The organism is Streptomyces solicamelliae (genome assembly GCF_045348655.1).
Classification (GTDB): Bacteria; Actinomycetota; Actinomycetes; order Streptomycetales; family Streptomycetaceae; genus Streptomyces; species Streptomyces solicamelliae.
In genome coordinates, this window is the sequence record NZ_CP160404.1 from 3,883,303 (window position 1) to 3,905,793 (window position 22,491).

General features: G+C 72.6%; 19 protein-coding genes and 1 pseudogene. 11 read left to right on the forward strand and 9 right to left on the reverse strand.

Annotated features, from left to right (window positions below):
* The first annotated feature begins 1 nt into the window (after position 1).
* Positions 2 to 1,201 (forward strand): MarP family serine protease, encoded by a 1,200-nt coding sequence (locus tag ABZO31_RS18120; protein ID WP_406862272.1) that lies wholly within the window; start codon positions 2 to 4, stop codon positions 1,199 to 1,201.
* A gap of 109 nt (positions 1,202 to 1,310) precedes the next feature.
* Here the strand turns inward: ABZO31_RS18120 and ABZO31_RS18125 are convergent, their stop codons facing one another.
* From ABZO31_RS18125 to ABZO31_RS18150, 6 genes are all read right to left on the reverse strand, one after another.
* A complete protein-coding gene (locus ABZO31_RS18125) occupies positions 1,311 to 1,499 on the reverse strand; it encodes a hypothetical protein (protein WP_406862273.1) in 189 nt (62 codons plus the stop codon).
* 120 nt (positions 1,500 to 1,619) lie between these two features.
* On the reverse strand, positions 1,620 to 2,558 hold the full coding sequence (locus tag ABZO31_RS18130; protein WP_406862274.1) for an alpha/beta fold hydrolase: 939 nt from the start codon (positions 2,556 to 2,558) through the stop codon (positions 1,620 to 1,622).
* Positions 2,555 to 3,040 (reverse strand): phage holin family protein, encoded by a 486-nt coding sequence (locus tag ABZO31_RS18135; protein ID WP_406862275.1) that lies wholly within the window; start codon positions 3,038 to 3,040, stop codon positions 2,555 to 2,557. The genes ABZO31_RS18130 and ABZO31_RS18135 overlap by 4 nt, the downstream gene beginning before the upstream one ends.
* A gap of 37 nt (positions 3,041 to 3,077) precedes the next feature.
* Positions 3,078 to 4,499, reverse strand: coding sequence for a Na+/H+ antiporter NhaA (nhaA, locus tag ABZO31_RS18140; protein ID WP_406862276.1), 1,422 nt, complete (start codon positions 4,497 to 4,499; stop codon positions 3,078 to 3,080).
* 231 nt (positions 4,500 to 4,730) lie between these two features.
* Entirely contained in the window at positions 4,731 to 6,686 is a 1,956-nt protein-coding gene (gene acs, locus ABZO31_RS18145; protein ID WP_406862277.1) for an acetate--CoA ligase, read from the reverse strand.
* Positions 6,687 to 6,918: 232 nt separating this feature from the next.
* Entirely contained in the window at positions 6,919 to 9,288 is a 2,370-nt protein-coding gene (locus tag ABZO31_RS18150; protein ID WP_406862278.1) for a SulP family inorganic anion transporter, read from the reverse strand.
* A gap of 254 nt (positions 9,289 to 9,542) precedes the next feature.
* On the opposite strand from ABZO31_RS18150, the gene ABZO31_RS18155 reads away from it, so the two are divergent.
* The gene (locus ABZO31_RS18155) at positions 9,543 to 10,841 is read left to right on the forward strand and encodes a hypothetical protein (protein WP_406862279.1); all 1,299 of its coding nucleotides are present in this window, start codon (positions 9,543 to 9,545) and stop codon (positions 10,839 to 10,841) included.
* A gap of 154 nt (positions 10,842 to 10,995) precedes the next feature.
* On the opposite strand, the gene ABZO31_RS18160 is transcribed toward ABZO31_RS18155, so the two are convergent.
* Complete coding sequence (locus ABZO31_RS18160; RefSeq protein WP_406862280.1) at positions 10,996 to 11,982, reverse strand: ATP-binding protein; 987 nt, start codon at positions 11,980 to 11,982, stop codon at positions 10,996 to 10,998.
* Positions 11,983 to 12,084: 102 nt separating this feature from the next.
* Here ABZO31_RS18160 and ABZO31_RS18165 point away from each other — a divergent pair, with 102 nt between their 5' ends.
* Positions 12,085 to 12,903 carry an oxidoreductase gene (locus ABZO31_RS18165; protein ID WP_406862281.1) on the forward strand — a complete coding sequence of 273 codons (819 nt, stop codon included), beginning with the start codon at positions 12,085 to 12,087 and terminating at the stop codon, positions 12,901 to 12,903.
* Positions 12,904 to 13,207: 304 nt separating this feature from the next.
* On the opposite strand, the gene ABZO31_RS18170 is transcribed toward ABZO31_RS18165, so the two are convergent.
* Positions 13,208 to 14,062, reverse strand: a complete 855-nt coding sequence (locus tag ABZO31_RS18170) for an HAD family hydrolase (protein WP_406865392.1) — start codon at positions 14,060 to 14,062, stop codon at positions 13,208 to 13,210.
* A 481-nt stretch (positions 14,063 to 14,543) separates the two neighbouring features.
* On the opposite strand from ABZO31_RS18170, the gene ssd reads away from it, so the two are divergent.
* From ssd to ABZO31_RS18205, 7 genes and pseudogenes are all read left to right on the forward strand, one after another.
* Positions 14,544 to 15,647 carry a septum site-determining protein Ssd gene (ssd, locus tag ABZO31_RS18175; RefSeq protein WP_406862282.1) on the forward strand — a complete coding sequence of 368 codons (1,104 nt, stop codon included), beginning with the start codon at positions 14,544 to 14,546 and terminating at the stop codon, positions 15,645 to 15,647.
* The gene (locus tag ABZO31_RS18180) at positions 15,644 to 16,825 is read left to right on the forward strand and encodes a TadA family conjugal transfer-associated ATPase (RefSeq protein WP_406862283.1); all 1,182 of its coding nucleotides are present in this window, start codon (positions 15,644 to 15,646) and stop codon (positions 16,823 to 16,825) included. The genes ssd and ABZO31_RS18180 overlap by 4 nt, the downstream gene beginning before the upstream one ends.
* Positions 16,819 to 17,700 carry a type II secretion system F family protein gene (locus tag ABZO31_RS18185; protein ID WP_406862284.1) on the forward strand — a complete coding sequence of 294 codons (882 nt, stop codon included), beginning with the start codon at positions 16,819 to 16,821 and terminating at the stop codon, positions 17,698 to 17,700. The genes ABZO31_RS18180 and ABZO31_RS18185 overlap by 7 nt, the downstream gene beginning before the upstream one ends.
* Positions 17,697 to 18,470, forward strand: coding sequence for a type II secretion system F family protein (locus ABZO31_RS18190; RefSeq protein WP_406862285.1), 774 nt, complete (start codon positions 17,697 to 17,699; stop codon positions 18,468 to 18,470). The genes ABZO31_RS18185 and ABZO31_RS18190 overlap by 4 nt, the downstream gene beginning before the upstream one ends.
* Before the next feature lie 108 nt (positions 18,471 to 18,578).
* Positions 18,579 to 18,749, forward strand: coding sequence for a DUF4244 domain-containing protein (locus ABZO31_RS18195; protein ID WP_406865393.1), 171 nt, complete (start codon positions 18,579 to 18,581; stop codon positions 18,747 to 18,749).
* Positions 18,750 to 18,813: 64 nt separating this feature from the next.
* Positions 18,814 to 19,143 carry a TadE family type IV pilus minor pilin gene (locus ABZO31_RS18200; RefSeq protein WP_406862286.1) on the forward strand — a complete coding sequence of 110 codons (330 nt, stop codon included), beginning with the start codon at positions 18,814 to 18,816 and terminating at the stop codon, positions 19,141 to 19,143.
* A gap of 59 nt (positions 19,144 to 19,202) precedes the next feature.
* Positions 19,203 to 19,400, forward strand: a pseudogene (locus tag ABZO31_RS18205) (Rv3654c family TadE-like protein); the annotation flags it as partial.
* A 40-nt stretch (positions 19,401 to 19,440) separates the two neighbouring features.
* Here the strand turns inward: ABZO31_RS18205 and ABZO31_RS18210 are convergent.
* On the reverse strand, positions 19,441 to 22,044 hold the full coding sequence (locus ABZO31_RS18210) for a DEAD/DEAH box helicase (protein WP_406862287.1): 2,604 nt from the start codon (positions 22,042 to 22,044) through the stop codon (positions 19,441 to 19,443).
* An 80-nt stretch (positions 22,045 to 22,124) separates the two neighbouring features.
* Between ABZO31_RS18210 and bldG the strand changes: the two genes are divergently transcribed.
* On the forward strand, positions 22,125 to 22,478 hold the full coding sequence (gene bldG / locus ABZO31_RS18215) for an anti-sigma factor antagonist BldG (RefSeq protein WP_393645297.1): 354 nt from the start codon (positions 22,125 to 22,127) through the stop codon (positions 22,476 to 22,478).
* The last annotated feature ends 13 nt before the right edge of the window (positions 22,479 to 22,491 follow it).

The following is a 22,491-nucleotide window of genomic DNA, read 5'->3' on the forward strand; positions in this document are numbered from 1 at the left end:
GGTGAATGTGCTGGACATCCTGCTGCTGCTCGCCGCCGTGTGGTTCGCGATCGTCGGCTACCGCCAGGGATTCGTCGTCGGCATCCTGTCGGTGATCGGTTTCCTCGGCGGCGGTCTCGTGGCCGTCTACCTGTTGCCGCTGCTCTGGGACCTGCTCACCGACGGCTCGCAGGCGTCGATGACCGCGGTGATCGTCTTTGTGGTGGTCGTGATCGTCTGCGCCTCGGTCGGCCAGGCGTTCACCACCCACCTCGGGAACAAGCTGCGCCGGCACATCGTCTGGTCGCCGGCCCGCGTCCTGGACGCCACCGGCGGCGCGCTGGTGAACGTCGTCGCGATGCTGCTGGTGGCCTGGCTGATCGGCTCCGCCCTCGCCGGAACGTCCCTGCCGACGCTCGGCAAGGAGGTCCGCGGCTCGAAGGTGCTGCTCGGGGTCTCGCGGGTGATGCCCGCTCAGGCGTCCACCTGGTTCACCGACTTCTCCTCCGTGCTCGCGCAGAGCGGCTTCCCGCAGGTCTTCAGCCCGTTCGCCAACGAGCCCATCAAGGAGGTCCGGGCACCCGACCCGGCCCTGGTGAACAGCCCGGTCGCGGCGCGCGCCCAGCGGTCCATCGTGAAGGTCGTCGGCACCGCGCCGAGCTGCGGCAAGGTCCTCGAAGGCACCGGCTTCGTCTTCGCCGACCGCCGCGTCATGACCAACGCGCACGTCGTCGGCGGGGTCGACGAGCCGACCGTCCAGATCGGCGGCGAGGGCCGCCTCTACGACGCGAAGGTCGTGCTCTACGACTGGCAGCGCGACATCGCCGTCCTGGACGTGCCGGACCTCGACGCCGAGCCGCTCAGGTTCACCGGCTCGGACGCCCGCAGCGGCGACAGCGCGATCGTCGCGGGCTTCCCCGAGAACGGCGCGTACGACGTCCGCTCGGCGCGTGTCCGCGGCCGGATCAACGCCAACGGCCCGGACATCTACCACCGGGGCGAGGTGCGCCGCGACGTGTACTCGCTGTACGCGACGGTCCGTCAGGGCAATTCCGGCGGACCGCTGCTGACCCCGGACGGCCAGGTGTACGGCGTGATCTTCGCGCGGTCCCTCGACGACGCGAACACCGGCTACGCCCTGACCGCGGACGAGATCCGCGACGACATCCTGCGCGGCGCGACGGCCACCCAGCAGGTCGACAGCCAGGGCTGCGCCCTGTAGAGCCGGAATGAGCGGGGCGCGCGGCCGGGCCGCGCGCCCGCCTCCTCAGTCCGTACGTCTCAGCCGGGGGTATGCCTCAGCCGGGGGTATGCCTCGGCCGGGGTACGTGTCAGCCGCGGGTATGCCTCAGTCGTGCCGAGACCCAGCGGGCCCTGCGGCGGAGGATGCGCGGGATCCCGATGCCCTGACCGGGATGTGCCTGCCCCTCGTCCTGCGCACCGCCTCTTTCGTGCGTGATCGACCCACTGGCCGAGCGGCGGTTGCGTGCTGTGTCACCGTAGTCGTGCGTCCAGCCCATACCCCGACGTCTGCCCGGGGCCCAAGGTCGGTAACCGCCCCGAGGCCCGCCAATTGGAGTATGCGCCGGGCACATGGCCGTTCCTGGAACGGAAGTTCGCCACGCCGGGCGGACGGCGTCCTACCGGTCCGGCTCCGGGTCCTGCAGCCAGTTGACGAGCTCCGTCGTGAACGCCACCGGATCCTCCTCGTGGGGGAAGTGTCCGAGGCCGTCGAACAGGCGCCAGCGGTACGGGGCTTCCACGTACTGCCCCGAACCGGCCGCACTGCGCGTGCGCATCACCGGGTCCAGCGAGCCGTGCAGATGCAGGGTCGGCACCCGCACCGGGCGCTTCATGCGCCGGTTGAACTGGATGCCGTCCGGGCGGGCCAGCGACCGCACCATCCAGCGGTACGGCTCGATCGAGCAGTGCGCCGTCGACGGGATGCGCATGGCCCGCCGGTACACCTCGATCGCGTCCTCGTCGGGGATTCGCGGCCCGGACCACTCGTGGATCAGCCGTCCCACCAGCGCGCCCTCGTCCGCGACGAGCTGACGCTCCGGCAGCCACGGCCGCTGGAAGCCCCATACGTGTGAACCCGCCCGCGACTGCGCGAAGTCGGAGAGCATCGCCGAGCGCCAGCGGCGCGGATGCGGCATCGAGGAGACCGCGAGCCGGCGCACCAGCTTGGGCCGCATCACGGCCGCCGTCCACGCCAGATAGCCGCCGAGGTCGTGTCCGACGAGCGCCGCGTCCGGCTCGCCGAGCGAGCGGATCACGCCGGTGATGTCGAGCGCCAGGTTGGCGGGGTCGTAACCGCGCGGGGTGCGGTCGCTGCCGCCGACCCCGCGCAGGTCCATCGCCACCGCGCGGAACCCGGCGTCGGCGAGTGCCGGCAGCTGGTGCCGCCACGTCCACCAGAACTGCGGGAAGCCGTGCAGCAGCAGGACCAGCGGCCCGTCGCCCATCTCGGCGATGTGGAAGCGGGCGCCGTTGGCGGCCACGTCGCGGTGGGTCCACGGCCCGTCGATCCGTACGGGACCTCCGCCGTTGCCGTTGCTGCTCTCTGGGACGGTCATGCCGACGAGCGTGCCACAGCCGCGGCGTCGTCCTTGGCCTTGACCAGCTCCGGACGGGGGCGCGGCTTGACGCCCTGCAGGACGGCGGCCGTCTGCTTGGCCGAGTTGATGGACTTCTCCGGCGGCTTGATCTTGCGGAACTTGATCACTGCCACGAACCCCAGCAGCCCCGCGATCAGCACGTTCGCGGCGAACGACAGCAGGAAGCACCAGGCGAGGTTCCAGCCGCCCTCGCCGTTGTGGCCGCCGGTCCAGGCGTTGATGCCGTACGCGAGCGCGAAGCTCAGCATCGGCAGCGAGAAGAGGATCGCCGTGATCGCGAGGATCCCCAGGGCGCTGCCCGTCAGCCCCCGCTTGACGTCCTGGCGGATCTCCGCCTTCGCCAGCGCGATCTCGTCGTGCACCAAAGCGGACATCTCGGCGGTCGCCGAGGCGACCAGCTGACCGAGGCTGCGCTCGGTTCCGTCGAACGGCTCGCTCATCGCTGCTCCCTCTTGTCTTCTACGGTCCGAACACAGATCATGCCGGACTGTCGCCGTCGTCGCGCGATGCCCCCGCCAGTTCGGTCGCGGAACGTCGGCGGGCGGCCTCGGCCAGGGCGCGGTGCTCGGCGGCCTTGCGCTCGTACATCGCCGCCATCCGGAGGTGGTGGTCCGGGTCGTCCTGCTCGTAGATGTCCGGGATGCCGTCCTCGTCCTCGTCGCGCTCCTCCTCGGCGAGCAGCGCCTGGTACGTGCGGACCCGCAGCCTGAGCAGGACGGAGGCCAGCAGGGCGGCGACCAGGGAGCCGGCCAGGACCGCGGCCTTGACCTGCCGGGTCGTCTCGGCGTCGCCCTCGAACGCCAGCTCGCCGATGAGCAGCGAGACCGTGAAACCGATGCCGGCGAGGGAGGCGACGGCGAGCACGTCCGGCCAGGCGAGGTCCTCGTTCAGCTCCGCACGGGTGAAGCGGGCGGTCAGCCAGGTGCCGCCGAAGACGCCGACTGTCTTGCCGACGACCAGGCCGAGGACGACGCCGAGCGTGACCGGCTCGGTGAACACGTCGGCGAGCGACTTCCCGCCGAACGAGACCCCGGCCGAGAACAGCGCGAACAGCGGCACCGCCAGCCCGGCGGACAGCGGCCGGACCAAGTGCTCGATGTGCTCGCCGGGGGAGCGCTCCTCGCCGTCGCGGCGGGTGCAGCGGAGCATCAGGCCCATGGCGACCCCGGCGATGGTGGCGTGGACGCCGCTGTTGTACATCAGGCCCCAGATCGCCAGGGCGAGCGGCACGTACACGTACCAGCCCGTGACGTTCAGGCGGAGCAGCAGCCAGAAGAGGACGAGGCCGGCGAAGGCGCCGCCGAGGGCGAGGAAGTTCAGGTCGTGGGTGAAGAAGATCGCGATGATCAGGATGGCGAAGAGGTCGTCGACGACGGCAAGGGTCAGCAGGAAGGCGCGCAGCGCGGACGGCAGGGACGTGCCGAGCACGGCGAGCACGGCGAGCGCGAAGGCGATGTCGGTGGCGGTGGGCACGGCCCAGCCGTCGAGTGAGCCGTCGCCGAGGATGTTGACGAGCGCGTAGACGCCCGCGGGCACGGCCATGCCGCACAGGGCGGCGACGACGGGCAGGGCGGCGGCCTTCGGGTCGCGCAGTTCGCCCGCGACGAGTTCGCGTTTGAGCTCGATGCCGGCGACGAAGAAGAAGATCGCGAGCAGGCCGTCCGCGGCCCAGTGCTGGATGGAGAGGTCGAGGCCGAGGGCCGCCGGGCCGATGTGGACGTTCTGGGCCGTCTCGTAGCTGTCCTGCGCCGTGTTGGCCCAGACGAGCGCGGCGACGGCGGCGAGCAGCAGGAGTACGCCGCCGACGGTCTCGGTGCGCAGGGCGTCCGCCACGTACCGTCGCTCGGGCAGCGGGAGCCGGCCGAGAATCCTGCGGCGGGTGGGGGTGGGCGCGGCCACGATGGGGAACCTCCGGTCGGGTGGGCAGCACAGAGCACATGCCGACCAGACTTCCCGGCGCACCTTGGTTGTTCTTGTCGCGTTCCTGACGCGATCCTTACTTTACCCATGACGGGGGCGCGGGTGCGGGTGCGTCCGGCGGGGTCCGGTGAATTTTCACTTTAAGTACATAACGGCAGCGGCGCCCGCCCCGGAGGTCCGGGACGGGCGCCGCTGCTGCGGGGTCTGCGGTCAGTCCTCGCTCGGTGCGGCCGGGAGCTTGGTCTGGATGAGGTCCATGACCGAGGAGTCCGTCAGCGTCGTGACGTCGCCGAGCTCGCGGTTCTCCGCGACGTCCCGGAGCAGTCGGCGCATGATCTTGCCGGAGCGGGTCTTCGGCAGCTCCGCGACCGGAAGGACGCGCTTGGGCTTGGCGATCGGGCCGAGCGTCGTGCCGACGTGGTTGCGCAGTTCGGCGACGAGGTTCTCGTCCTCGTTGGCGGAGCCGCGCAGGATCACGAAGGCGACGATGGCCTGACCGGTCGTCTCGTCGGCCGCGCCGACGACGGCCGCCTCGGCTACCGCCGGGTGGGAGACGAGGGCCGACTCGACCTCGGTGGTCGAGATGTTGTGCCCGGAGACGAGCATGACGTCGTCCACCCGGCCGAGCAGCCAGATGTCGCCGTCCTCGTCCTTCTTCGCGCCGTCGCCGGCGAAGTACCTGCCCTCGAAGCGCGACCAGTACGTGTCGAGGAAGCGCTGGTCGTCGCCCCAGATGGTGCGGAGCATCGACGGCCACGGCTCGGTCAGCACCAGGTAACCGCCGCCGCCGTTCGGTACTTCGTTCGCCTCGTCGTCGACGACGGTGGCGGAGATGCCCGGCAGGGGGCGCTGGGCCGAGCCCGGCTTGGTCTCGGTGACGCCCGGCAGCGGCGAGATCATCATCGCGCCGGTCTCGGTCTGCCACCAGGTGTCGACGATCGGCGTCCGGTTGCCGCCGATGTGCTCGCGGTACCAGACCCAGGCCTCGGGGTTGATGGGCTCGCCGACCGAGCCCAGCACCCGCAGGCTGGACAGGTCGAACTTCGCGGGGATGTCGTCGCCCCACTTCATGAACGTGCGGATCGCGGTCGGCGCGGTGTAGAGGATCGTGACGCCGTACTTCTGCACGATCTCCCAGAACCGGCCTTGGTGCGGGGTGTCCGGGGTGCCCTCGTACATGACCTGGGTCGCGCCGTTGGCCAGCGGTCCGTACGTGATGTACGAGTGGCCGGTCACCCAGCCGATGTCGGCGGTGCACCAGTAGACGTCGGACTCCGGCTTGAGGTCGAAGACCGCGTGGTGGGTGTAGGCCGCCTGGGTCAGGTAGCCGCCGGAGGTGTGCAGGATGCCCTTCGGCTTCCCGGTGGTGCCGGAGGTGTAGAGGATGAACAGCGGGTGCTCTGCCTCGAAGGCCTCGGGGGTGTGCTCGGTGGACTGGCGGCCGACGACGTCGTCCCACCACACGTCGCGGCCTTCGGTCCATGCGACGTCCTGGCCGGTGCGGCGGACGACGAGGACGTGGGACACGCGGTCGACGCGGGCGAGCGCCTCGTCGACGGCGGGCTTGAGCGCGGAGGGCTTGCCGCGGCGGTAGCCGCCGTCGGCGGTGATGACCAGCTTGGCGTCGGCGTCCTCGATGCGGGTCGCGATGGCGTCGGCGGAGAAGCCGCCGAAGACCACGGAGTGCGTGGCGCCGATGCGGGCGCAGGCCAGCATCGCGACCACGGCCTCGGGGATCATCGGCAGGTAGACGGCGACGCGGTCGCCCTTGGTGACGCCGAGTTCGGTCAGGGCGTTGGCCGCCTTGGAGACCTCGTCCTTCAGCTCGGCGTAGGTGATGGCGCGGCTGTCGCCCGGCTCGCCCTCGAAGTGGAGGGCGACCCGCTCGCCGTTCCCGGCCTCGACGTGCCGGTCGACGCAGTTGTACGCGACGTTGAGCTTCCCGTCGGCGAACCACTTCGCGAACGGGGGGTTCGTCCAGTCGAGGGTCTCGGTCGGTTCGGTGGCCCAGGTGAGCCGCCTCGCCTGCTCGGCCCAGAAGCCAAGCCTGTCCGCAGCGGCCTGCTCGTAGGCCGCCGCCGTCACGTTGGCGTGCGCGGCCAGCTCGGCCGGCGGCGTGAACCGCCGCTCTTCCTTGAGCAGGTTGGCCAGGCTCTCGTTGCTCACGACATCTCCCTTTCCCAGGGCGTCCTAGGTGCCTCTGTGTCCCGGGTCATAGCTCATCAGCCAGATGCCCGGGTGACAAGAGCCTCCCGGGAATTGGTTTAGACCTGTGAGTGGACCGGGCGTGGTACGGGTGGCCCCGACTCCCCCGGGCGGTGGGGGGAGGGGGCCACACCGTCTCACGGACGGTGACCCGGAAAGGTTCAGGACGCGCGGAAAGGCGCAGGTCAGAGCCTCAGGCTCCCGCTCTCTCCAGAGTGGACGGCGGGACGAGGGCGAAGACGTCGCCCTCGCGGGGTGCTTCTGCCACCCGGACCGGTTCGGTGGTCTCGCTCGTCTCGGTCACGTCGGTCGTCTCGGTCAGCAGGTACGCCTGGGCCTCGCCGACGTGGAAGTACATGCCGTGCAGCTGCAGCGCGCCCTCGGCGATGCGCCGCGCCACCGGCTCGTACGCCCGCAGGTGCTCCAGCTGCTGGACCACATTGGTCAGGCACAGCTGCTCCACCGAGTCGGCGGCGTGTCTGCCGGAGATCCGCGCCTGGGTGTGTTGCCGGCTCGCCATCCGCTCCAGGCTGGGCAGTCCGTGCCGCAGCCAGCGGCGCAGCGGGGTCTGCGGGTCGTCCGGACCGGCCGCGAGCAGGGCCTGCATGCCCCCGCAGCCGGAGTGCCCGCACACCGTGATCGATTCGACGCGGAGCACGTCCACGGCGTACTCGATGGCCGCCGCGACCGAGTCGTCCCCGCTCTCCGCGCCGGGAAGCGGCACCAGATTGCCGATGTTGCGCACGGTGAACAGGTCGCCCGGGCCGCTGGACGTGATCATGCTCGTGACCAGGCGGGAGTCGGCGCAGGTGAGGAAGAGCTGGGAGGGGCTCTGGCCCTCGCGGGCGAGCCGGGCCAGCTCGTTCCGTACGAGCGGGGCCGTGTTGCGCTGGAACTTGCCGATCCCGCTGGCGAGTTGGTTCCCCGTGGTGGGCGGTCTGCCGGCTGTCGGCGGCTGCTCGCCGCAGCGGTGGTTCCGCCAGGGCGTCCAGGGGCGGCAGCAGGTGTGCGACTGGGCGTCCGGCTGGCTGATCCGTCCGCCGGCCGGGCCGGTCGTCTCGACCGTGCCGCCGCGCCGGATGTACGTGGCCTGCCACTCGGTCAGTGACTCGTACGCCGCGTGGTCCATGAACGAGCCGTCCAGCTCCACCACCACGCGTCTCCCGGGCGGCAGTTGGTGCAGCGTCCGACTGAGTCGCGGTACGGCGAGGAAGGTCAACTGGCCTCTGACGCGGATCAGGTGGCTGTCGCCGTGCTCCTCGTGGGTGATCCGGGTGCGGGTGAGGCGGTGCAGTGCGACGGCGACGGCGACGGCGACGCCGAGAGCCACACCCTCCAGGACCCCGACCACGACCGTGCCGCTCAACGTCACCGCATAGACGAGGATTTCGCGATGTCGGGTGACCGTGCGGATGTGGGTGATGCTGACCATCTGGATGCCGACCACCATCACCAGGGCGGCGAGGGCGGGCAGCGGGATCAGGTCGATCACGGGGACCAGGAGGAGCGTCGCCAGGACGACCCACAGGCCGTGCAGCATCGTGGAGCTGCGGCTGACGGCGCCGGCCGTGACATTGGCGACGCTGCGGACGGCGACGCCTGCGACAGGTAGCCCGCCGAGGGCCCCGGAGACGATGTTGGCCGCGCCCTGGCCCGCGAGTTCGCGGTCGAGATCGGAACGGGGCACGCCGTGGCCGTGGTCGGGGCGGGCCGTCACCAGCTTGTCGACAGCGACCGCCGAGAGCAGCGACTGGACGCTGGTGACCAGCGTGATCGTGAGGACCGCGGCGAGCAGTCCGAGCACCGGCCCCTCGGGCAGGCTCGGCAGGGCGTGGCTGCTCCAGGACGTCAGGTCGACCCGGGGGACGCGAAGGCCGGCGAGCGCGGCGAGGGCCGTGGCGGCACCCACGGCCGCCAGTGCCGCGGGGACCCTTCTCGCCCACTTCCCGGCCCGACCGGGGAGTCTGGGCCACAGCAGCAGGACGGCGATCGTGAGAACGCTGACCGAGAGTGCCGCCGGGTGCACGCCGGCCAGCTGGGCGGGCAACCCGAGGGCATTGTCGACCGCGGAGCTCTGCGGGGTCCCGCCGAGGACGATGTGGAGCTGGGCCACGGCGATGGTCACGCCGATGCCGGCCAGCATGCCGTGCACGATCGCCGGGGAGACGGCGAGCGCCGAGCGGGCGACGCGGACGGCGGCCAGGGCGAGTTGGGCGAGTCCGGCGAGCACGGTGATCGCGCAGGTGGTGCGCCAGCCGTACCGCTGGATCAGCTCGGCGGTGACGACGGTCAGTCCGGCGGCGGGGCCGCTGACCTGGAGGGGGGAGCCGCCGAGGCGTCCGGCGACGATGCCGCCGACGGCGGCGGCCACCAGGCCGGCCTGGAGCGGCGCGCCGGTGGCGAGGGCGATGCCGAGCGAGAGCGGCAGCGCGATCAGGAAGACGGTGACGGACGCGGAGAGGTCCGCGCCGGCGATGCGGAACCGGCGCCCGCCGTCCGGTGGGCTGTGCGGGCGCTGGGAGCGGGGTCGGGTGGTCGTGCGGTTCGGTGAGCAGAGGGTCATGGAGTCCCGTCTTCCTCGTTCCGGGCGGCGGGGCTGTTCGATCAGCACTTCGATCAACACGTCGAGCGAGTATCAACGCTCAGTAAACGGATCGTAATGCAGAGTAAAGACTCCGGCATTATTTTCGAGGCAAATAGGGCAATAATTCACCGGTTCCGGTGATTGCCGGGCTTTCTGCCGCTTGTCGTTTCATCGTTCCGACGGCCGTGGTGCGACGTTGACGCCGCTACCACGGAACCGAGGAGAGGTGGGCGATGACAGTCGCCGGGACAAGGAACACGCTCCGCACGAGAACGCTCGCCGTCGGCGCGGTCGCCGTGGCGCTCGTCGCCGCACTCGCCGGCTGCTCCGGCTCCGGCGGCGCCCCGCCGGTGAAGGCCGGACCGGGCGGACCGGCCGTCGAGAAGGGCGCCCAGGGCGCGGCGCCCAAGAAGAGCCCGGTGCGCCTCATCGGCGACGGCTCCACCGCGTACACCGGCGTCCAGCCGAACCAGCCGACCTGGAAGCGCCTCAAGCCCGGTGAGAAGCCCCCCCAGTTCGTGGTCTTCTCCTGGGACGGCGCGGGCGAGGACAGCCAGAAGCTGTTCTCCCACTTCCGGACCGTGGGCAAGAAGTACAACGCGACGATGACGTACTTCCTCAGCGGGGTCTATCTGCTGCCGGAGGGGAAGTCGGACCTCTACAAGCCGCCGCAGCACGCCCCCGGCCGCTCCGACATCGGCTTCAACGACACCGAGGGCATCCGCGCCACCGTGCGCGAGCTGCGCGGGGCCTGGCAGGAGGGCAACGAGGTCGGCACGCACTTCAACGGCCACTTCTGCGGCCCGGAGAGCGGTGTCGGCAACTGGTCGGTGGAGGACTGGAAGAGCGAGATCGCCCAGGCCAAGTCCTTCGTGAAGAACTGGCGGACCAATGCCGGCCTCAGCGCCGAGCAGCCGCTGCCGTTCGACTACGACAAGGAACTGGTCGGCGCGCGCACCCCCTGTCTGGAGGGGCGGAAGAACTTCGTCCAGGCGGCGAGCCAGCTCGGCTTCCGCTACGACACCAGCGGCGTCAACAACCAGGTCTGGCCCAAGAAGGACCAGGGTCTGTGGGACCTGTCGATGCAGCTCGTCCCCATGCCCGGCCGGGCCTTCGAGACGCTGTCCATGGACTACAACTTCATGGTCAACCAGTCCGGCACGACCACGCAGGGCGCCCGCTCGATGCACGACTACTGGGGCAATCAGATGCGCGACGGCCTGGTCAAGGCCTTCGACCGCGCCTATGACGGCAACCGTGCCCCGCTGATCATCGGCAACCACTTCGAGTCCTGGAACGGCGGCACGTACATGCGCGCCATCGAGGAGACGATCGCCACCGTCTGCGTGAAGCGGGAGGTCCACTGCGTGTCGTTCCGCCAGCTCGCCGACTGGCTGGACGCCCAGGACCCCGAGGTCCTGGCCAAGCTCCGCACCCTGAAGGTCGGTCAGGCCCCGCAGGGCGGCTGGCAGTCCTTCCTCGCCACCGCCCCCGCGGGCGCACCGGCCGTCAAGCGGGCTGAGGAGCGCTGACCTCCTCCCCGAGTACGAACCCGGGGTCGACCTGCGCCGCCAGGTCGGCTCCGGGCTGTGTCCTCCCCGCCCCCCTCGCGCCGCTCGGCGCCCGGGGGCGCCTCGCGGGCTTCGGCGGGCTGCGCCGGACTCCGTCCGGCGGTCGTGGGCGTCGTCACCCGGGCTGGGCCATGGCGAGCTGCTCCCCGAGCACGAACCCGGGGTCGACCTGCGCCGCCAGGTCGGCCCCGGTCTTGGCGTTGCCCCAGCTCTCGGCGTTCTTCAGGTGGAAGTGGACCATCTGGCGGGTGTAGCGCTCCCAGTCGCGCCGCTCGTACGAGTCGTCCGCCGCGTTCTGCAGGGTCTGCAGCGCCATCCGGTTGTCCGCCTCCAGGAGTTCGAACCGGGTCGGCCGGCCCTTCTCCATCGCGCGCACCCAGTTCGAGTGGCCGACGGTCACCAGCAGGTCGTCGCCGACCTCGTCGCGCAGGAAGTCCAGGTCGTCCGGCCCCTGCACCTTGTTGCCGACGACCTTCAGTGCCACCCCGAAGTCCCGTGCGTACTCCTTGTACTGGCGGTACACGGAGACGCCCTTGCGGGTCGGTTCGGCGACCAGGAACGTCATGTCGAAGCGGGTGAACATGCCGGACGCGAAGGAGTCCGAGCCGGCTGTCATGTCGACCACGACGTACTCGTCCGGCCCGTCCACCAGATGGTTCAGGCACAGCTCCACCGCCCCGACCTTCGAGTGGTAGCAGGCCACCCCGAGGTCCGACTCGGTGAACGGGCCCGTCGCCATCAGCCGGATCTCGGCGTCGTCGAGCCGCACCGGCCGGGCGCAGGCGTCGTAGACCGGGTTGTCCTCACAGACCCGCAGCAGCCGCGAGCCCCGGCCCGGCGGGGTCGTCTTGATCATCGTGTCGGCGGAGGCGATCCGCGGGTTCCCGCCCCGCAGGTACTCCTTGATCAGCGGCAGCTGCCCGCCCATCGCGGGCAGCGCGGCCGCCTCCGCCTCGTCGAGCCCGAGCGCGGCGCCGAGGTGCTGGTTGATGTCCGCGTCCACCGCCACGACCGGCGCCTCGTTCGCGGCGAGATGACGGATGAAGAGCGAGGACAGCGTCGTCTTGCCGCTGCCGCCCTTCCCTACGAAAGCGATCTTCATGTTCACCTACGGTAGCCGCTTGATCGCGTCGGGTGGTCGATGTGCGTGAAGAAGACCACTCCAAGGTGGGGTGCGGCCCCGGGGCGCGTAGCCTCGCTACTTATGAGTACGCACGCCTCTGACCCCCTGGCCGCCCTCGGCTCCCTGCCGGGCGTCGCCGACTCGGTGGACTCCGTACGCAAGGCCGTCGACCGGGTCTACGGGCATCGCATCATGCGGCGCCGCAGCACCGAGATCACCGCGGAGGCGGCGCTGCGCGGGGCGCGCGGCTCGGCCGCGCTGTCCGGCGCCGACTGGGCGCTGGAGGAGGTCCGCCGGCGCACCGACTTCGGCGGTGACCCGGAGGCCAGGGTCGTCGGCGCGGCGCTGCGCCTGGGCTCCGAGGCCGGTCAGCTGCTGTCCATCTGGCGGCAGTCGCCGCTGCGGGTGCTGGCCCGGCTGCATCTCGTCGCGTCCGGCGAGCCGAGCGACTCGACCGGCCGTCCCCGTCACGACGGCGAGACGGTCGACGAGCCGCTGATCGACGGCCCGCTGCCGGACGCCGCCGAGGTCGAGGGCCGGCTGGACGGACTCGCACGGCTGATCATCGCGGGAGGCGACGCTCCGGCGCTGGTGACGGCGGCGGTGGTGCACGGCGAGCTGCTGGCGCTGCGCCCCTTCACCTCGTACAACGGCCTGATCGCGCGGACGGCGGAGCGGATCGTGCTGATCGGCAGCGGTCTGGACCCGAAGGCGATCTGCCCGGCGGAGGTCGGCCACGCGGAACAGGGCGCGGAGGCGTACGTGACGGCCTTCGAGGGCTACCTCTCCGGGACCGCGGAGGGCATGGCGGCGTGGATCGCGCACTGCGGGCGCTCGGTGGAGCTGGGGGTCCGGGAGTCGACGGCGGTCTGCGAGGCGCTGCAGCGCGGCGCGGCCTGACGTTCCCCTGAAACGGGTTGCGGCGGTACCAACCTTCGGTACCGCCGCTGGCACATCTGCCCAGTTACCAAGCGTCCTCGATATGTGCCCATCAGGCGGGGACTTTGCCCTACGCCTGGTGCGGCTGGCCCGTAATCGACGGGTCGACGTCGCGTGGGTGCCAAGCTTCTGTGCTCAGGTCCGTGGGGCCTTCATGCTCAACAGGTGATCCTCTCGGATGTCCTAGGTCTCGCGGGCCTGATTCCTTTGTACCTCTCTCGAATGGGAAGCGGAACCCCTAAGCTCCACTTCTTTGTCATTGGCCTCAGAACTGGACAAACCGTCCAGCGCGATTGGTCTGCCGTCGCCTGCTCGCGTACCAGACCAGTCCCGCCGTGGCGACGGCCGCTCCGACGGCCGCCGCGGCCATCAGCGTGGGGCGCGGCGGCATCTTGAATTCGGGGAGCCGCTGCTTGAGCCGAACGGGTCGGTTGAAGACGAGGATCGGCCAGTCCCGGGCGCTCGCCTCGCGGCGCAGGGCCCGGTCCGGATTGACGGCGTAGGGGTTGCCGACGGCCTCCAGCATGGGGACGTCGGTGGCCGAGTCGCTGTACGCGTAGCACCGCGAGAGGTCGTACCCCTCCGACTCCGCCAACTCCCGGACGGCCTCTGCCTTCGTGGGGCCGTAGGCGTAGTACTCCACCTCCCCGGTGAAGCAGCCGTCGTCACCCACGACCATCCGGGTGGCGACGACCCGGTCGGCGCCGAGCATCTCGCCGATCGGCTCCACCACCTCGGCGCCGGACGTGGAGACGATCACCACGTCCCGGCCGGCGGCGTGGTGCTCCTCGATGAGGGAGGCGGCCTCGTCGTAGATGATCGGGTCGATCAGGTCGTGCAGGGTCTCGGCGACGAGTTCCTTGACCTGGGCGACGTTCCAGCCCTTGCAGAGCGCCGAGAGGTACTGGCGCATCCGCTCCATCTGATCGTGGTCGGCGCCGCCCACGAGGAAGACGAACTGGATGTAGGCAGTCCGCAGGACGGCGCGGCGGTTGATCAGTCCGCCTTGGTAGAAGGACTTGCTGAAGGTCAGCGTCGACGACTTCGCAATGACCGTCTTGTCCAGGTCAAAGAAGGCTGCTGTGCGCGGCAACGAGTGGTTTTCCACGAGCCCGAGCATAGGTGCAGCCATTCGGCGTACGCTGAGGCGCGTGGGTTTGCCTGAGAAGGCTCTCGGGTACACCATGGAAGTCACGGATCGTTCGCGACCGTGCTAACCCGGTCCGGCTCCTCCCCCCCGAGTCGGCCGGAGAGACGACCCCCGCTCTCCCCCCCGGCGGGGGTCGTCGCATGTCCGGACGTGTTTTCCGGTCTCGAACCCGCTCATGACGCCCTCCCCTCCGCCGCGCGTCGGCGACGGTCCGCAGTTCCGCTTGCATCACTCAGCGTAGTCGTCGCGCTGCGCTCCGGAAGTCGCCTGTTTGGGCGGTGCGGATATTCACAACCGGTGAGTTATCCACAGTTTTTGAGCAAGATCCACTTTATTTCCGGGATCGCTCCACCGTGATTCCTGCCGCGAAGTTCGCGGACGACAGGATTCACGGATCTCGCCCCGCGCTGCCGAAGCGCGGAAGGGATCACGGGGGAGAGGGGCGTGGACGATGACCGGATCCATCACCGCTGAGCGGGCCCGGGCCGGCGAGGGACGGCGGGCCGGACCGCTGATCGTGACCGAGGACCTGGCACTCCTCGACGACCTGCTGCGGCTGTGCGCCGCCGCGGGCGCCGAGCCCGAGGTGCATCACGCGGTGCCCGAGCACCGGCCGAGCTGGGACGACGCCCCGCTCGTCCTGGTCGGGGACGACGCGGCGGCCCGTTGCCGGGGAGCCGTGCGGCGGCCCGGCGTCCTGCTGGTCGGCCGCGAGCAGGCCCACCCCGACGTGTGGCGGCGGGCGGTGGAGATCGGCGCGGACGGGGTGCTGCGGCTCCCGGACGGCGAGGGCTGGCTGGTCGACCGGATCGCCGACGTCGCCGAGGGCGTCGGCCGGCAGGCCCTGACCGTCGGGGTGATCGGCGGCAGCGGCGGTGCCGGCGCGTCGACGCTGGCCTGCTCCCTGGCCCTGGCCGCAGCTCGCGCCGGGCGGCGCGCGCTGCTCGTCGACGGTGACCCGCTCGGCGGTGGCCTGGACGTGCTCCTCGGCGGTGAGCGCGCCGAGGGCCGGCGCTGGCCGGACTTCGCCGCCTCGAAGGGCCGGGTGGCCGGCGGGGCGCTGGAGGAATCCCTGCCCGCGGTGCGCGGGCTGCGCGTGCTGAGCTGGGACCGCGGCGACTCGGTGGTCGTGCCGCCCGACGCGATGCGGTCCGTCCTCGCGGCCGCGCGCAGGCGCGGCGGCGTGGTCGTCGTGGACCTGCCGCGCCGGGTCGACGCTGCGGCGACCGAGGCGCTGGCCCAGCTCGACCTCGGGCTGCTCGTCGTCCCGGGCGAACTGCGGGCGGTCGCGGCGGCGGGGCGGGTCGCCTCGCTCGTCGGGATGGTGCTCCGGGACCTGCGCGTGGTCGTCCGCGGCCCGTACGCGGCCGGGCTCGACGAACAGTGGGTCGCGGACGCCCTGAGGCTGCCGCTGGCCGGCGAACTCCCGCTGGATCCCGGCCTCTCGGCGGCGCAGGACGCCGGACTGCCGCCGGGGGCGTCGGCCCGGGGCCCGCTGGCCCGCTTCTGCACGGCGTTCTGGGAGCAGGCCCTCGTCCCGGACGGTGTGTCATGAGCGCCCCGGCGGTGCTGGGGCCGCAGAGCGGGGCGCGGCTGCTCGATGCGGTGCGGCGGCGGCTCGCGGAGAGCGGCGCCGAGCCGACACCGGCGCGGGTGGCCGCCGCCCTGCGGGCGCAGGGCCGGCTGCTGGGGGACGCGGAGGTGCTCGGCGCGGCGGAGGAACTGCGCTGCGAACTGGTCGGCACCGGGCCGCTGGAGCCGCTGCTGGCCGACCCGTCGGTGACCGACGTGCTCGTGTCCGCGCCCGACGCGGTGTGGGTGGACCGGGGCTCCGGGCTCGAACCGGCGGACGTCTCCTTCGCCGACGCCGAGGCGGTGCGCCGGCTGGCCCAGCGGCTTGCCGCGGTCGCCGGACGGCGGCTGGACGACGCCCGGCCGTGGGTGGACGCCCGGCTCCCGGACGGCACCCGGATGCACGCGGTGCTGCCCCCGGTCGCGGTGGGCTCGGCCTGCCTGTCCCTGCGGGTGGTGCGGCCCCGGGCGTTCACCCTGGCCGAGCTTGCCGCGGCGGGCACGGTGCCGCCCGGCGGTGAGCGCGTGCTGCGCGCCCTGGTCGGGGGAGGAGTCTCGTTCCTGATCAGCGGCGGTACGGGCTCGGGCAAGACGACGCTGCTCGCCGCGCTGCTCGGACTGGTCGGCCCGCGTGAACGGATCGTGCTGGCCGAGGACTCGGCCGAACTGCGGCCCGACCACCCGCATGTGGTCCGCCTGGAGGCCCGGCCCGCCAACCAGGAGGGCGCGGGCCTGGTGACTCTGCAGGACCTCGTGCGGCAGGCGCTGCGGATGCGGCCGGACCGTCTCGTGGTCGGCGAGGTCCGTGGCGGCGAGGCGGTGGACCTCCTCGCCGCCCTGAACACCGGGCACAGCGGCTGCGGGACGGTGCACGCCAACACTGCCGCGGACGTGCCCGCCCGGCTGGAGGCGCTCGGGACGGCGGCCGGGCTCGACCGGGCCGCCCTGCACAGCCAGTTGGGCGCGGCGCTGTCCGTCGTCCTCCACCTCGTCCGGGACGGGCAGGGCCGGCGGCGGATCGCCGAGGTGCACGTACTGGAACGGGACGCGGCCGGACTGGTGCTGACCGTGCCCGCGCTGCGCTGGGGCGCGGACGGGTTCGTGCGGGAGCGCGGCTGGGAGCGGCTGCGGTCGCTGACCGAAGGAGGTGCGCCGTGCTGACGGGACAGACGGCGCCGGCCGTGAGCGCGGCGCTGGGGTGTGCGGTGGTGGCGGCGTGGCTCGTCGTGGACGGGCGGCGGCGCGGACTGCGCAGGGCTCGGCTGGTGCTCGCGGGCGGCGGCGTCGAGGGAGTGCCGCCGCAGGGCGCTCTGTGGCGGTCTGCGAGCGCGGCGCGGTGGTGGGCTGCGCTGCGGGCGCGACCGGAGTGGTTCTGCCTGGTGGCGGCCGTTCTGCCGGCGCTGCTCGGCGGGTCGCCGCTGCCGCTGGCCGCAGGGGCCCTCGCGGTGCCGCTGGTGGGGCGGCGACTGCGTGCCGCGCGGCTCCGGAAGGAGCACGAGGCGCGACAGGACGCGGTGGTCGCGCTGTGCGGGACGCTCGCGGGCGAGCTGCGTGCGGGCCGGCAGCCAGGACCGGCGCTCTGCTTCGCGGCCGCCTCCACCGGCGGGCTCGGACCGGACGAGGCGGAGGTCCTGGCTGCGGCCAGATTCGGCGGCGACGTGCCCGGAGCCCTGCGCCGGGCTGCGCGCCGTGACGGCGCAGAAGGGCTGGCCGGTCTCGCGGCGTGCTGGCAGGTCGCGGTGGACGGCGGCGCGGGCCTCGCGTCGGGCGTCGACCGGCTGGAGGGCGCGCTGCGCGGAGCGCGGGACCGCAGAGAGCGACTGCGCGCCCAACTGGCCGGGACCTGGGCCACGGTGGCGGTGCTCGCGGTCCTGCCGGTGGTGGGGCTGCTGCTGGGGACGGCGATGGGCGCGACTCCACTGCGGGTGCTGCTGCACACGCCTGCCGGACTGGCCTGCCTGGTGATCGGGGTGCTGCTGCAGGGCGCGGGGCTGCGGTGGGCGACGTGGATCGTACGCAAGGGGGAGACGCCATGACCGGATGGCCGGCCGAACTCCTCCACAGGCTGGGGACGGTGGCCGCCGTCCTGGGCGGGCTGCTGTGGGCCGCGTCGGCGGTGGTGCGACGGCGACGCGAGCGCCGCATCCGGCGACGGATCACGGAACTGCTGGCTGTCGAGTACGGGCGGAGGCGCGGCCGGCGGCCAGGCTGCCCGGAGCGGCTGCGGCCCTGGCTCGTCCCCCTCGGCGTACTGCTCGGCTGCTGGGTGGTGATCGGCGGGGTCCCGGGGTGCCTGGTGGGGATGGCCGCCGGGTACGGGGTGCGGCACTGGCGGGCCCGTCGGGCCCCGGCGGACCGCGCTCAGGGTGCCGTTCGGCAACTTCCGCTCGCGGCGGATCTGTTGGCGGCGTGCGTCTCCGCCGGTGCGGGGCCGGGCCAGGCGGCCGAGGCGGTCGGGCGCTCGCTCGACGGGCCGGTGGGCGCCGCGCTGCTGCGGACGGCCGCCGAGCTGAGGCTCGGGGGCGAACCGGCCGAGGTGTGGCGGAGGTTCGGCGCGATACCCGGCGCCGAGGGTCTCGCCCGCTGTCTGGAGCGGGCCTGGTCCTCGGGAGCGCCCGCAGCGGACGCGGTCGCGCGGCTGGCGTCCGGGCTGCGGGACGCCCACGGCCGGGAGGCCGAGATTCGGGCCCAGCGGGCCCAGGTGCTGATCACCGCGCCGGTCGGGCTCTGCTTCCTGCCCGCGTTCCTGGCGCTGGGCGTGGCCCCGGTGGTCATCGGGCTCCTGACCGGGCTCCTGCGCGGCTGACCGCGCGCACGACACGACACAAGACATCGGCAACACAAGGGGGTTGGCGTGAGCAGGTGGAACTGGCGGAACCGGAACAGGCCGAACGGCACATGGTCGCGGAGCCGGCTGGAGGCGCTCCGGCGGCAGCGGGACCGGGGAATGACGACGGCGGAGTACGCGATGGGCACCATCGCCGCGGCGATGTTCGGGACGGTGCTCTACAAGATCGTCACGAGCGGGGCGGTCTCGGACGCCCTCGAAGCGGTGATCGGGAAGGCGCTCGATGCGCAGTTCTGATGCCCGTCGCTCCGGCTCGCACCGCTCCGGATGTCGTGACCCCGGCTCCCGTGACCGGGGATCGGTGACGGCGGAGGCCGCGACGGCGCTGCCCGCGCTGGTGGCCTTCACCGCCGCCATGGTCTGGGCACTGGGCGCGGCCGCCGCGCAGATCCAGTGCGTGGACGCGGCACGGGCCGGGGCCCGGTCCGCCGCCCGGTCCGAGCCGGCGGCGACCGCGGAGGCCGTGGCGCGAGTCGCGGCGCCCGAAGGGGCCGCGGTCTCGATCGTCCGCGCCGGCGAGCTGTGGCGGGTGACCGTACGGGCGCCCGCCCCCGGGCCGGGCGGACTGGGACTCACCCTGAGAGCCGAGGCCGCGGCGCTCGCGGAGGACACCGTGGGGGTGGAGCAGTGAGGGGCGACCGGGGCCTGGCGACCGTGTGGACGGCGTTCGCGGCCTGCGCGCTGTGCGCCGTGTTCGGGGCGGTGCTGCTGCTCGGGCAGGCCGTCGCCGCGCGGCACAGGGCGGGCGGGGCCGCCGACCTGGCGGCGCTGGCGGCCGCGGACCGGGCGCTGTGGGGTGAGGCGGACGCCTGTGCCGCCGCGGCACGGGTGGCCGCCGGGCAGGACGCGGAGGTCGTGCGCTGCGCCGTGCACGGCGACATCGCGGACGTCACCGCGCGGGCGCGCCTCGGGCCGTACACACCGGAGGTCAGGTCCCGGGCGGGGCCTCCGACGGCGGCTCCGGGGCCGGGCCCGGAGCTGGGGCTTCCCGTACCGGGCCCTCCGGTCGCGGGGCCTCCCGCTCGGCAGCCTCCGGGCTCTCCGGAGCCGCGTCGGCCTCCGGGCCCTCCAGGTCCTCCCGGTCCTCCGGGGCGCCCCGAAGCAGTTCCGTGAGGAGGCGGACCGCGCCTCGCTTGTGGAGGGGGTCGTTGCCGTTGCCGCACTTGGGGGACTGGATGCAGGACGGGCAGCCGGCCTCGCACTCGCAGGACGCGATGGCCTCACGGGTGGCGGTCAGCCAGGCGCGCGCGGTGTGGAAGGCCCGCTCGGCGAAGCCCGCGCCACCCGGATGGCCGTCGTACACGAAGACCGTCGGGAGCAGGGTGTCCGGGTGGAGCGGGACGGAGACCCCGCCGATGTCCCAGCGGTCGCAGGTGGCGAACAGCGGCAGCATGCCGATGGAGGCGTGCTCGGCGGCGTGCAGGGCGCCGCCGAGGATCTCCGGGTTGATCCGGGCCGCGTCCAGCTGGTCCTCGGTGACCGTCCACCACACGGCCCGGGTGCGCAGGGTGCGGGGCGGCAGGTCGAGCTTGGTCTCGCCGAGCACCTCGCCGGTGATCAGCCGGCGCCGCAGGAAGGAGACGACCTGGTTGGTGACCTCTACCGAGCCGTAGCAGAGCCGGCCGGCGCCCCAGGGGATCTCGACGTCGGTCTCGAGCACGGAGATGGAGGTGGTGTCGCGGGCGACCGTGGAGTACGGCGGGTCGGCCCGCTCGACCAGGGCCACGGACTCCTTCAGGTCCAGCTCCTTCACCAGGTACGTACGGCCCTGGTGGAGGTGGACGGCCCCGTCGTGGACGGCGGCGTGCGAGGCGGCCTCGTCGACGGTGCCGAGCAGCCGGCCGGTGCCCGCCTCGACGATCCGTACCGGGCTGCCGCCGCCGCCCCGGATGTCCGTGAGGTCGGCGGCCCGCTCGCGACGCGTCCAGTACCACCCGCCGGTGCGCCGGCGCAGCAGGCCCGCGGCCTCCAGCTGCGGCATCAGGCCGGCCGCGGCGGGTCCGAACAGGGGCAGGTCGGCCTCGGTGAGCGGCAGCTCGGCCGCCGCCGCGCACAGATGGGGGGCGAGGACGTAGGGGTTGTCGGGGTCCAGGACGGTCGACTCGACCGGCCGCCGGAAGAGGGCTTCCGGATGGTGGACGAGATAGGTGTCCAGCGGGTCGTCCCGGGCGACCAGGACGGCGAGGGCGCCCTCGCCTGAGCGGCCCGCCCGGCCGGCCTGCTGCCACAGGGAGGCCCGGGTGCCGGGGTAGCCGGCGATGACCACGGCGTCGAGGCCGGAGACGTCGATGCCCAGCTCCAGGGCGGTGGTGGCGGCCAGGCCCAGGAGCTCGCCGGAGTGCAGCGCCTGCTCCAGGGCGCGGCGCTCCTCGGGGAGGTAGCCGCCGCGGTAGGCGGCGACGCGGCGGGTCAGGGAGCGGTCGACCTCGGCGAGGCGCTCCTGGGTGATCACGGAGATCAGTTCCGCGCCGCGCCGGGAGCGGACGAAGGCGACGGTGCGGACACCCTGCACGGTCAGGTCGGTGAGGAGGTCGGCGGTCTCGGCGGTGGCGGTGCGGCGGACCGGGGCGCCGTGCTCGCCGTGCAGCTCGGTGAGCGGGGGCTCCCACAGGGCGAAGACCATCTCGCCGCGGGGCGAGGCGTCGTCGGCGACCTCGGAGACCGGCAGGCCGGTCAGCCGTTCGGCGGCCAGGGCGGGCTCGGCGGCCGTGGCGGAGGCGAGCAGGAAGACCGGGTCGGCGCCGTACCGGGCGCAGACGCGGCGCAGCCGGCGCAGTACCTGGGCGACGTGCGAGCCGAAGACGCCCCGGTAGGTGTGGCACTCGTCGATGACGACATAGCGCAGCGAGCGCAGGAAGGAGGACCACCTGGCGTGGGAGGGCAGGATGCCCCGGTGGAGCATGTCGGGGTTGGTCAGCACGTAGTTCGCGTACTGCCGGACCCACTCGCGCTCCTCGACCGGCGTGTCGCCGTCGTAGACGGCGGGCCGGATCCGGTTGCCGAGCGGGGCGGCCAGCCGGCGCACGGAGCGGCGCTGGTCGGCCGCGAGGGCCTTGGTGGGGGCCAGGTAGAGCGCGGTGGCCCCGCGGCCGTTCGCGGCCTCGGAGCCGTCCAGCAGGGTGGACAGGACGGGGGCGAGATAGGCCAGGGACTTGCCGGAGGCGGTGCCGGTGGCGATCACCACGGACTCGCCGTCGAGGGCGAGCTCGGCGGCCTCTGCCTGGTGGGCCCAGGGATGCTCGATCCCGGCGTCCTGGACGGCCCGGATCACCTCCGGCCGGATGCGGTGCGGCCAGACGGCATGACGACCCGCTCTGGGGGGCAAGTGCTCCGTATGAGTGATGCGCGCGGCCCGGCTCTCCGAAGCGGTGAGCCGGTCGAGGACCACACGGGGAGAGGGGCGACTGCCCCCGCTCTCCGCGGGCCTGCTGGGGCGGTGATTCCTGGCCATCGGCACCGAGTGTGTCACTGGCGTGACGGACAATGCTCCCAAGGCGTCGTGCATGGCTGCCGGTAAGTGATTGAATGCCATCGCGGCTGGCGATCGCGTCCCCTGGCTCCGCCGGGGAGCCCCGAGGGGCGACCGCTCGATAGCAAGGTGCTGGAGGATCCGTGGACCTGTCCCTGTCGACTCGAACCGTGCCTGGACCCACCGGCGACCGTACGGTCGTCGAGGTCGGCGGCGAGATTGATGTGTATACCGCGCCCAAGCTGCGCGAGCAGTTGGTCGAGTTGGTGAACGACGGCAGCTACCACCTGGTCGTCGACATGGAGGGCGTGGACTTCCTCGACTCCACCGGTCTCGGCGTGCTCGTGGGCGGCCTGAAGCGTGTGCGTGCCCACGAGGGCTCGCTGCGTCTCGTCTGCAACCAGGAGCGCATTCTCAAGATCTTCCGGATCACCGGTCTGACCAAGGTGTTCCCGATCCACACCTCGGTCGACGAGGCCGTCAACGCCACCGACTGACGTCGCCCGAGGG

Coding starts and splice junctions, on each gene's coding strand:
- ABZO31_RS18125 (WP_406862273.1), bottom strand. CDS start 1,499: ATGGGCTGGACGCACGACTACGGTGACACAGCACGCAACCGCCGCTCG.
- ABZO31_RS18130 (WP_406862274.1), bottom strand. CDS start 2,558: ATGACCGTCCCAGAGAGCAGCAACGGCAACGGCGGAGGTCCCGTACGG.
- ABZO31_RS18135 (WP_406862275.1), bottom strand. CDS start 3,040: ATGAGCGAGCCGTTCGACGGAACCGAGCGCAGCCTCGGTCAGCTGGTC.
- ABZO31_RS18150 (WP_406862278.1), bottom strand. CDS start 9,288: ATGACCCTCTGCTCACCGAACCGCACGACCACCCGACCCCGCTCCCAG.
- ABZO31_RS18155 (WP_406862279.1), top strand. CDS start 9,543: ATGACAGTCGCCGGGACAAGGAACACGCTCCGCACGAGAACGCTCGCC.
- ABZO31_RS18160 (WP_406862280.1), bottom strand. CDS start 11,982: ATGAAGATCGCTTTCGTAGGGAAGGGCGGCAGCGGCAAGACGACGCTG.
- ABZO31_RS18165 (WP_406862281.1), top strand. CDS start 12,085: ATGAGTACGCACGCCTCTGACCCCCTGGCCGCCCTCGGCTCCCTGCCG.
- ABZO31_RS18170 (WP_406865392.1), bottom strand. CDS start 14,062: ATGCTCGGGCTCGTGGAAAACCACTCGTTGCCGCGCACAGCAGCCTTC.
- ssd (WP_406862282.1), top strand. CDS start 14,544: ATGACCGGATCCATCACCGCTGAGCGGGCCCGGGCCGGCGAGGGACGG.
- ABZO31_RS18180 (WP_406862283.1), top strand. CDS start 15,644: ATGAGCGCCCCGGCGGTGCTGGGGCCGCAGAGCGGGGCGCGGCTGCTC.
- ABZO31_RS18190 (WP_406862285.1), top strand. CDS start 17,697: ATGACCGGATGGCCGGCCGAACTCCTCCACAGGCTGGGGACGGTGGCC.
- ABZO31_RS18210 (WP_406862287.1), bottom strand. CDS start 22,044: ATGGCATTCAATCACTTACCGGCAGCCATGCACGACGCCTTGGGAGCA.